8 protein-coding genes are annotated in these 10,559 nt (G+C 62.3%); 7 read left to right on the forward strand and 1 reads right to left on the reverse strand.

The genetic code is table 11. The annotated features are described in order from the left end of the window. The first annotated feature begins 8 nt into the window (after positions 1-8). From HGI47_RS20445 to HGI47_RS20475, 7 genes are all read left to right on the forward strand, one after another. A complete protein-coding gene (locus HGI47_RS20445) occupies positions 9-1,529 on the forward strand; it encodes a peptide chain release factor 3 (RefSeq protein ID WP_168854630.1) in 1,521 nt (506 codons plus the stop codon). 46 nt (positions 1,530-1,575) lie between these two features. Further along, positions 1,576-2,448 (forward strand): alpha/beta fold hydrolase, encoded by an 873-nt coding sequence (locus tag HGI47_RS20450; RefSeq protein WP_168854631.1) that lies wholly within the window; start codon positions 1,576-1,578, stop codon positions 2,446-2,448. A gap of 8 nt (positions 2,449-2,456) precedes the next feature. Then, positions 2,457-3,170 carry an endonuclease/exonuclease/phosphatase family protein gene (locus HGI47_RS20455; RefSeq protein ID WP_168854632.1) on the forward strand — a complete coding sequence of 238 codons (714 nt, stop codon included), beginning with the start codon at positions 2,457-2,459 and terminating at the stop codon, positions 3,168-3,170. A 198-nt stretch (positions 3,171-3,368) separates the two neighbouring features. Continuing rightward, on the forward strand, positions 3,369-3,707 hold the full coding sequence (locus tag HGI47_RS20460) for a P-II family nitrogen regulator (protein ID WP_054107869.1): 339 nt from the start codon (positions 3,369-3,371) through the stop codon (positions 3,705-3,707). Positions 3,708-3,742: 35 nt separating this feature from the next. Beyond that, positions 3,743-5,065 carry an ammonium transporter gene (locus HGI47_RS20465; RefSeq protein WP_168854633.1) on the forward strand — a complete coding sequence of 441 codons (1,323 nt, stop codon included), beginning with the start codon at positions 3,743-3,745 and terminating at the stop codon, positions 5,063-5,065. Positions 5,066-5,251: 186 nt separating this feature from the next. Then, positions 5,252-6,367 (forward strand): histidinol-phosphate transaminase, encoded by a 1,116-nt coding sequence (hisC, locus tag HGI47_RS20470; RefSeq protein WP_168854634.1) that lies wholly within the window; start codon positions 5,252-5,254, stop codon positions 6,365-6,367. Continuing rightward, on the forward strand, positions 6,364-7,290 hold the full coding sequence (locus HGI47_RS20475; RefSeq protein ID WP_168854635.1) for a prephenate/arogenate dehydrogenase family protein: 927 nt from the start codon (positions 6,364-6,366) through the stop codon (positions 7,288-7,290). Before hisC ends, HGI47_RS20475 begins: the two co-directional genes overlap by 4 nt. A 214-nt stretch (positions 7,291-7,504) precedes the next feature. Here HGI47_RS20475 and HGI47_RS20480 read toward each other — a convergent pair whose 3' ends face one another. Then, the gene (locus HGI47_RS20480) at positions 7,505-10,012 is read right to left on the reverse strand and encodes a TonB-dependent receptor domain-containing protein (protein ID WP_168854636.1); all 2,508 of its coding nucleotides are present in this window, start codon (positions 10,010-10,012) and stop codon (positions 7,505-7,507) included. Positions 10,013-10,559 lie beyond the last annotated feature (547 nt).

Genomic DNA, 10,559 nt, shown 5'->3' on the forward strand with positions numbered 1-10,559 from the left:
CGCACCCCATGTCCAATCGCCGCACCTTCGCCATCATCTCGCACCCTGACGCGGGCAAGACCACCCTGACCGAAAAGCTGCTGCTGCAAGGTGGGGCAATCCACCTTGCGGGCGAGGTAAAGGCGCGCGGCGCTGCGCGGCGCGCGCGGTCAGACTGGATGAAGATCGAACAGCAGCGCGGGATTTCGGTCACGTCCTCTGTAATGACGTTCCAGAAGGATGGCGTTGTCTTCAACCTGCTGGATACGCCGGGGCACGAGGACTTTTCTGAAGACACCTACCGCACGCTGACCGCGGTCGATTCCGCGATCATGGTGATCGATGCGGCCAAAGGCATCGAGCCGCAGACGCGCAAGCTGTTCGAAGTGTGCCGGATGCGCTCCGTCCCCATCATCACGTTCGTCAACAAGGTGGACCGCGAAGGCCGCTTGGTGTTCGAAACGCTCGATGAAGTGGCAGATGCGCTGGCGCTGGATGTGGTGCCGATGTCCTGGCCCATCGGAATGGGTGGCATTTTTCAGGGCGTGATGAACTTTGCCGACGAAACCATCGCACGGCCAGAGGGCGATAGCCGCGAGTTTCTGGGCAAACGCGAACCGGCCAATGATATCCCCGAAGACATTGCTGAAGAGATCGAACTGGCGCGCGCGGGATATCCTGAATTCGATATCGAGGCCTATCGTCACGGCGATCTGACGCCGGTCTATTTCGGATCGGCGCTCAAGAACTTCGGCGTGGCCGAACTGATCGACGCCATTGCGCGATTCGCTCCGCCGCCGCGTCCGCAATCGTCAAGCGAAGGCACGGTTGACCCGGAGCGCGCCGACGTGACCGGCTTCATCTTCAAGGTGCAGGCCAATATGGACCCGCAGCACCGCGATCGAATCGCGTTCATGCGCATGGTTTCGGGCACGTTCAAACGCGGCATGAAGCTGACGCCTTCGGGGCTGGGCAAGCCGATTGCGGTGCATTCGCCCATCCTGTTCTTCGCGCAGGACCGCGAAATTGCCGATACGGCCGAAGCGGGCGACATCATCGGCATCCCCAATCACGGGACGCTGCGGGTGGGCGATACGCTTTCGGAAAAGAACGACCTGCGCTTCACCGGCCTGCCCAACTTCGCGCCGGAAATCCTGCGCCGCGTGGTGCTGAAAGACCCGACCAAGACCAAGCAGCTGCGCAAGGCGCTGGATGATCTGTCCGAAGAGGGCGTGATTCAGGTGTTCTATCCTGAAATCGGTTCACAATGGATCGTCGGCGTGGTCGGCCAGCTTCAACTCGACGTGCTCGTTTCGCGGCTTGAGGCGGAATACAAGGTCGAGGCCATGCTTGAACCATCGCCTTTCGATACTGCGCGGTGGATCAAGGGAAGCGATGCGGCGTTGAAATCGTTCGCAGATTTCAACGTGTCGAACCTTGCCAAGGACCGCGATGGTGATCCGGTGTTCATGGCCCGGTCTGCGTGGGACGTTGGCTACCAGCAAGAGCGCAACCCTGACCTGACGTTCTCCGCAACCAAGGAAAGGTAAGGTTGCGGGGTTGAAACCGGCGGGCATCGGGCGCAGTTAGCCTGCCATGCAACTTCTCGGCCCGACATCGAACACCTTCATCTCGCAACGCCTGCGGCTTCACTATGTGGACTGGGGCAATGCCGACAAGCCGCCGCTGCTGCTGATCCACGGCGGGCGCGACCATTGCCGGTCGTGGGACTGGACCGCCGAAGCCCTGCGCGAGGATTGGCATATCATTGCGATGGACCACCGTGGCCACGGCGACAGCCAGTGGACCGCTGATGGCAACTATCGCACGATGGATCTGGTCTATGACGTGGCGCAGCTTATCCACCAGCTCGATCTGGCGCCCGTCACCATCGTTTCGCATTCGTGGGGAGCCAACACCAGCCTGCGCTATGCCGGGCTGTTTCCCGAAAACGTGCGCAAGATTGTGGCGATCGAGGGCCTGTTCCCGACGCCGGAGCGCGAGGCGCTGATGAAGAACGTTCCGTTCGCTCGTCGCGTGCGCGAATTCATCGGGGAAAAGCGCAAGGCGGCTGGCCGCCTGCCGCGCCGCTACCCGACGCTGGAAGACGCCTATGCGCGCATGAAGGGGGAAAACCCCTATCTCACCGATGTGCAGGCGCGCCACCTGACGCTGCACGGCATCAACCGCAACGAAGATGGCACGTTTAGCTGGAAGTTCGACCCGCACCTGAATGTCGATGGCGCGCCTTATGATATCAGCGTCGAACAGCGTGACGAGTTGTGGAAGGCGATCACGTGCCCCACGCTTCTGCTTAACGGGGCGGATTCGTGGGCGGGCAACCCGGAACGAAACGGCATGGCGCAGCATTTCCGCAATGCCGACGTGATCGAATTTGCCGATGCCGGGCACTGGCTCCATCACGACCAGTTCGACAAGTTCATCGCCACGCTAAAGGACTTTCTCTGAACGCAGCGATGAAGCTGAAAGTCGCCAGCTACAATATTCACAAGGGTGTGGGGCTGGATCGTCGGCGCGATCCTGATCGTATCCTGACGGTATTGCGCGAAGTCGATGCCGACGTGATTGCGTTGCAGGAGGCCGACCGCCGCTTTGGCCTGCGCGAAGCAGTTATTCCGCGTGCCATGCTGGACGATCACAGCCCGTGGAGGGCCATTGAACCGGGGCACTATGATCGTGCCCGTACCGCATCCAGCATGGGCTGGCATGGCAATGCGCTGCTGGTGCGGCGGGGAATCGAAGTTGTCGATGCCTGCCCCGTGCCGCTGCCCACGCTTGAGCCGCGCGGCGCAGTATGCGCCACCTTGCGGGTGGGTGATGCGCTGGTGCGCGTCATCGGGATGCACCTTGATCTGTCGGGCCTGCGCCGCCGCCAGCAGGTTGCCGCGGTCTGCGGTCATCTTTCGGGGTACGATGCGCCGGGCCACGCGGTGATGATGGGCGATCTCAACGAATGGTCCGCCACTGGCGGTGCGCTGGCCGCTTTTGCTGCGCCGTTGCGTGTTCTTGCGCCGGGGCGCAGCTTTCCCGCGCGGCGTCCGCTGGCACAGCTCGACCGCATCGTGGTGAGCGATGGTGTCGATGTTGAAGCGATGGGCGTGCATCACAGCCCGCTGGCAGCCATTGGATCGGATCATCTGCCGGTTTGGGCCACGCTGGTCCTGCCCTGATTTGAGGCACGCTTCGCTGCTCAAAAAATAGGCAGCGTGCATGTCATGCACAAGATTCGGGCGGACATAACCGTCAGACGAGCAATTCTGTTCCCGTAAATGGCGGAATCCGTAACCTTTCGGATTTGGCACACCCCTTGCTTTAACAATTCCGCCGGCGGGTCGCCCGGTGTGTGTGGGCAAAAGAAGGGGGCATGAATGAAGTTCATCATCGCCATCATCAAGCCGTTCAAGCTCGACGAAGTGCGTGAAGCGCTTTCGGCGCTGGGCGTTGCTGGGATGACGGTGTCGGAGGTGAAGGGCTTTGGTCGGCAGAAGGGCCAGACCGAAATCTACCGTGGCGCCGAATACTCGACCAACATGCTGCCGAAGGTGAAGATCGAAATCGCCGCGAGCGACGATCTCGCGCCGCAGATCGTGGAAACGATCCAGCAGGCCGCCAGCACCGAAGCCATCGGCGATGGCAAAGTGTTCGTCCTCGATCTCGCATCGGCGACCCGTATCCGCACTGGCGAAACCGGGGATACCGCGCTGTGAGCGCGCCTTCCATTTCCGACCTTAGGGGAACCAACATGATCCGTAAGATGATCGGTGGCTTGGCGGGAACGGGCGCTTCGCTCTTCGCCGCTACGGCTGCTTTTGCACAGGAGGCGGCGCCTGCCGCCACCGTCGATAAGGGCGATACCGCCTGGATGATGGTCTCGACCATCCTCGTTCTGATGATGATCCTTCCCGGCCTCGCGTTGTTCTACGGCGGTCTGACCCGCACGAAGAACATGATCGCCACCATGACGCAGATCGGCGCGGTCGCGTGCCTTGCGATGCTGATGTGGGTGATGTTCGGCTATGGCCTCGCATTCGGCCCCGAAGGCAACGCCTTCATCAGCTGGGGCAAGTTCTTCCTCTCGGGTGTCGACGCTTCGAGCCAGGCCGCGACGTTCACTGCTGGCGTGGAAATTCCCGAATATGTGTTCATCTGCTTCCAGATGACCTTCGCCGCGATCACCGTGGCACTGGTGCTGGGTTCGGTGGTTGAGCGCATGAAGTTTTCGGCGATCATGGTTTTCGCTGCAGTTTGGCTGACGCTGTCCTACTTCCCGATCGCACACATGGTCTGGGCTGCAGGCGGTCTGTTCTTCGACATGGGCGCGCTTGACTTCGCCGGCGGTACGGTTGTGCACATCAACGCTGGTGTCTCGGCTTTGGTGGCCTGCCTCATCCTTGGCAAGCGTATCGGTTTCCAGAAGGAAATCATGGCACCGCACTCGCTGACCATGACCAGCATCGGCACGGGTCTGCTGTGGGTGGGCTGGTTCGGCTTCAACGCCGGTTCCGCGCTCGAAGCCAACGGTTCGGCTGCGCTTGCCATGATCAACACTTTCGTCGCCACCGCGTCTGCCGGTCTGTTCTGGATGCTTGCAGAACGCGCTTCGGGTCACAAGGGTTCGGCTCTCGGCTTCTGCTCCGGCATCATCGCCGGTCTGGTCGCTGTCACGCCTGCTGCCGGTAACTCCGGTCCGTTCGGCGCAATCGTCCTCGGTGCCATCGCCTCGATTGTCTGCTTCTACATGGTGACCATTGTGAAGCCCAAGCTGGGTTATGACGATGCGCTCGACGCATTCGGCATCCACGGTGTGGGCGGCATCATCGGCGCTATCGGTACCGCAGTGGTCTATGCACCGTCGCTCGGTGGCCCCGGCGCCGAGGACTATGAAATGGGCGCGAAGCTGGTCGTGCAAGTGATGGCTGTCGCCACCACCATCGGTTGGGCCGCCATTGCCACCGTAATCGCAATGTATGTCGCCAAGGCCGTAACCGGTCTGCGGGTCACCGAAGAAGTCGAACGCGAAGGCCTCGACCTCGGTGAACACGGCGAACGCGCTTACAACTACTGATTTTACCGAATTGGCGGGATGGGCGGAACCAGATCCTCTCCCTCTCATCTTCCCACCCCGCCAAACCTTGTTCCTCCTGCGAACAGACTAAGGCCGGAAGCGCTAGCCCGCTTCTGGCCCTTTTTTTGCTCGTGAGAGGCGGTTCGCTTGCCGGGAACCTGCGCAAACACTAAGGCGCGAGGCATTATGGCAAACGCTCCCCAAACCCCTGCTCCAAAGCCTAAGGACTGGATCCTCGGCATTCACGCCTATGTCCCCGGCAAGTCGACCGGCAAGGACGGGCAGGTGCTGACCAAGCTCTCCGCCAACGAGAACCCGCTCGGCACCAGCGCCGCCGCGCTCGAAGCACGAGTTCATGCGGGCGATCCAGCGCGCTATCCCGATCCCGATAGCAAGGCATTGCGCGCCGCCATTGCGCAGGTCCACGGTCTTGATCCGGCGCGCGTGGTGATGGGGACCGGGTCGGACGAGCTGCTCAACCTCGCCGCACAGGCCTATGCCGGGCCGGGCGATGAAGTGCTCTACGTGCGCTATGGCTTTTCGGTCTACGATATCGCCGCGCGCCGTTGCGGTGCGGTGCCAGTGGTCGCGCCCGACGCCGATTACGGCACTGATGTTGATGCGCTGCTGGCTTGCGTGACCGAGCGGACCCGCGTGGTGTTCCTCGCCAATCCCAACAATCCCACCGGTAGCTGGCTTCCGCGTGTCGAGATCGCGCGGCTCCATGCAGGTCTGCGCCCCGACATTCTGCTGGTGCTGGATGGCGCCTATGCCGAATACGTCGATCCCGCGCTGGATGACGGCGCGCTGAGCCTTGCCACGTCCGCGCCGAACGTGCTCGCCACGCGCACGTTCTCGAAGATCTATGGCCTTGCCGGAGAACGCATTGGCTGGGGCACCGCGCACCCCGCCGTGGTCGACATGCTCAACCGCATTCGCGGCCCGTTCAACATTTCGCTCACCGGGCAGGCCGCAGGCCTCGCCGCCGTGCAGGATCAGGCTTTCGTCGAAGCATCGCGCAGCCATAACGCGCAGGAACGCGCGCGCTTCGTTGAAAAGCTGGAGGCGCTGGGCAACCACGGCGTGCGCCCCTTGCCGAGCCAAGCAAACTTCGTGCTGATCCTGTTCGAAGGCAAGGTGACCGCAGAGGATGTCTACACCGGCCTGATGGACCACGGCTACATCACCCGCTGGCTGCCGGGGCAGGGCCTGCCGCAGGCTCTGCGCATCACCATCGGCACCGCAGAGCAGATGGACGAGATCGCCGCTGCTATCCGCACCATGTGCGAGGCTGCGAAGTGAGCGAGTCTCCGTTTACCCAGATCACCATCGTTGGCCTTGGCCTGCTGGGTGGGTCGATCGGTCATGCGGTGCAGGCTTGCCTGCCCGGCGTGACGGTGGTCGGCTATGATGCCGATCCTGCGGTGCGCGATGCCGCGCGCGATCTTGGCCTCGCCCATCGCATTGCGGATCAGGCGGAAGAGGCCGCGCTCGGTTCGGACCTCGTGGTGTTCTGCGTGCCCGTCGGCGCAATGGGCGATGCCGCCCGCGCCATCGCGCCGGGGCTTTCAAAGGATGCGCTGGTCAGCGATGTCGGCTCGTCCAAGGCGACCGTCGCCGCCGCGCTGGCAGAGGCGCTGCCCGGCCACCATGTGATCCCGGCGCACCCGGTTGCGGGGACAGAGCGCAGCGGGCCGGATGCGGGCTTTGCCACGCTGTTCCGCAACCGCTGGTGCATCGTCACGCCGCCTGCCGATGCCGATCCGGCGCTGACCGCCCGCCTCGTCGCCTTCTGGGAAGCGCTGGGCGCGCGGGTAGAGATGATGGACGCCGACCATCACGACAAGGTGCTGGCCGTCACCAGCCACCTGCCGCACCTCATCGCCTATACCATCGTCGGCACCGCGTCCGACCTTGAAGCGGTCACGCAGAGCGAAGTCATCAAATACTCCGCCGGTGGCTTCCGCGATTTCACTCGCATCGCCGCATCAGACCCCACGATGTGGCGCGACGTGTTCCTGACCAACCGCGACGCCGTGCTGGAAATGCTCCAGCGCTTCACCGAAGACCTGACCGAGTTGCAAAAGGCCATCCGCAAGGGTGATGGCGATACCCTGCACGACCACTTTACCCGCACCCGCGCGATCCGCCGCGGCATCATTGAAATGGGCCAGGACGATGCGCGGCCAGACTTTGGGCGAAGCGATCATCAAGGGGAGGGGTGAAGAGTGGGCTACTGACGGCAGTTTGACGACCAAAATACGCCGTTCGGATCCTGCGCTCGGTTTGTCGACCCACATCGAAAGTTGTCGATCGCACCACGCAAAGTGGCACCCTCAACATAACGGTTATAACCGCACTTTAAGCTCCACAGCGAGATTGCGTGCAAAGCTGGGCTGGCATGGGCAGGGGCCCAAACGTTTGGGCCCCTGCAGGCCATCAGAAGAACACGCGTGCCGATACCGAAACCGTCCGGCCAGGAAGCGTGCGAGCAAGTGCCACGCCTGAAGCCGGAATGGTCGCATCACCAATGTCGACGAATGCCATCGTGTTGAACAGGTTGCTGGCATTCAGGCCAAGCACCAGTCGGTTGATGGGGCGGACCTGCAGGAACGCACCTACCGTTGTATAGCCTGGCATCTTCAGCAGGTTCACGTCCTGCGAATAGCTGGAGCTCTGGCCTAGGATGTTGACGCCAACGGTGAACAGGTCGTTCTCGTACTGCGGCGTCAGGCTGTAGACCCGCGCGGCCTGGTGGCGCGGCTTCTTGCCGACAACCGATGGATCGTTCGCCGCGGTGATCTTGCCGCCGACCACGGTCGCATTGCCCGAAAGGCTGAAAGGCCCGCTGCGGAAGCGCGTTTCGAGTTCGGCACCATAGGTCTTGTACGAGCGGCGCACCACGCCGAACACCTGGTTGCCGTTCTCGTCGTTGTAGATCTGCGAGTTGGTCTCGCTGCTGGTCGCCTGGAATCCCGTGAGATTGACCATCACCCCGCCGGAACGGTACTTGAAGCCACCTTCCAGCTGGCGCACCGGATCGAACGCGGCCTCGCGGTCGGCAAGCCTGCCGGTGGCGCGGTCAAGCGCCGGGGACAGGATTACGCTGTCACCGCCCGCGCGGGCGCCACGGCTGTAGCGCGCGAAGAGCGAGAGGGCGTCGGCCAAGCGGTAATTCAGGCCGGTCGAGTACGACACGTAGTGGTAGTTGTAGCTGACCGGCCATGCCATTGCCGGATCGACGAAGGGCACCGCCGCTTCCGGGCCGTTGAGGTCGATCACGCCATCGCCGTTGACGTCTTGCGCGCGGGTCGTCTGGTCATCGACTGCCGTGCCGCGGACCTTGCCCGTATCGTAGCGGACCGATCCGCCCAGCGCGAAGCGGCCCTTCTGGAAGTTGAACGAGGCATAGGGCGCGGTGATATCATAGCGTACGTCGACATAGCGCGAGACGCCGGGCTGCCCCAGAAAGCCATAGTCCACGACGCCGCGCTGCGTGGCCAGGGTGCCATCGGCGCGGGTGATATCGACCAGCGCGGACTGCCCGTTGCCGATCACGTCCTGGATGACGGACGACATGCCCTCGGCGGTATCGAGATCCTGCAGCGACTTGTAGACGCCTGCGGTTGTCGTCAGCGCGCCACCGCCGATTTGCCAGACGCGACTGGCGCGGAAATCGTTGGTCACCGTGCGCATGCTGTTGACGCCCGCGCGGTACAGGCCGGTGGCGGCCAGCAGGCCGTTGCCGTTCACGGTTGCGGGATCGATGACCGATCCGGCCTTCGGTCCGGTGGCATAAGTCAGGACGTTGCCGGGCTGGCCAGTGAACATTTCGGCAAGGTCGGAAGCGCTGCCAACGGCCAGCGGCACGACCTGCAGCAGGACGGCGGAGTTGTCGGCATAGCGAAAGCGTTCGGTGAGAGTCCATCCGCCAAGCGTGAACTGGCCTTCGAAGCCGAGGCTCTTGGACTTGGCGCGCATGTCGTCGTGCATGTTGTCCGTGGCGATCGCGCCGTTGTAGCCGTTGGCCAGGCGGGTCGTGATGTAGCGCGACTGCGCGGAATCCGAAACGATGTCAAAGCCCGGAACATTGGCGAACTTGGGGTTCTCGTTGGTCCCGCTCACCGCTACCGGGAAAGTGAAATAGTAGGGGAACTGGTCGTCCAGCACCTTGAAATTGAAGCGGATGTAGCCGTTGTCGAACTGGCGCGTGATGTTGCCTTTGACCTGCCCGCCTTGCAGGGCATTGTAGCCGGTGCGGCGCGGGCCTTCGCCCTGGCGGTAAAACCCGCCGACGTGGAAGCGCCAGCCACCACCCAGTTGCCCGCCATAGTCGAGATCGAGGCGATTGCTGCTGAAGTCGAGACCCGCCGAAGCCTGGATCGAGCCGCCATCGACCTCTCCGGTCTTTGAAACAAGGTTGATCACGCCACCCGGCGCGTTCGAGGCAAAGGTCGAAGCCGAACCGCCACGAATGGATTCAACCTGCGCGACGTTGAGGTCCACGCGCATGAAGATGTCGGATGGCGCAACGAAGAAGTCGCCGAATTCGAGAACGGGCAGGCCGTCTTCCTGCAGCTGGAGGTACTTGGCGCCCGCGTTGATCAGCGGCAGGCCGCGCACGGTGTAGCTGTTGTTGGCAACGCCGGTGCCTGCCTCAGTGCGAATGCCGGGGGCGTTGCGCAGCAGTTCGGCCAGCGAGGCAGGCGCCAGCGTGGTGAAGTCGCGATCCTTGATGGCGCTGGTCGACGTGGCGCTGTTCAGCGGATCGCGCGCCTTGGCAACGCCGGTGGTGACCGAGGCATTGTCATCGATCGTGCGGTTTGCTTCCCACGCAGACTTTGCCGGCGCAGTATCGTTGGCTGACGCGACCGTAGGCAAGTATGCCGAAACGAATGCCACCACGGATGTCCCGATAAAACGATGCCGTGCCGTGTTGAATTTCATGATGTCCACCCGTCGAAGTAATTTCGAGCGGATGCATAGATCATGGAATGCAACTACGCGGTTGGCGCAGTCATAAGTGCTTTTACCAACACTAGTCCTACTGAGGCACAAATTTGCCGTTTGGGGGATTCGCTGGCGAATTGGTTGTGATAGACTGATGCTTCATGGCGACGGATGAGTGGCATGAGCCTTGGGGACTACGATTAGAAGCGCCGTTAACCTCAACATTATGACGCCGTTCTATTGAACTATTACCTCCTCACAGCCCAGCCGATTCCTGCCTTCGCGGTGTGCACCCAGCGAATAACAGCATTGCCTAAGCCAGCCCTCAAAACCGCTGGTCAGCAAGCAGTCTGCTTGTTCATTCGATTGCCTTGTACGTGCTGTCAAGAATGTCCGCTCCCACTAGAATACGCCGTTCGCCGTGTTTGTCGCGAACGGAAGCAAAGTCGAAGGGTTTCGGGCGCCGGCAGGCGTACGAAAGTCTTACAAGTACGACCCGCGGTGGGGCTCGCACAGGTCTATGGGTAAAAGGGCTTTGGTGTGG

This window comes from Novosphingobium sp. ERN07 (assembly GCF_012641335.1).
In the GTDB taxonomy this organism is placed as follows: Bacteria; Pseudomonadota; Alphaproteobacteria; order Sphingomonadales; family Sphingomonadaceae; genus Novosphingobium.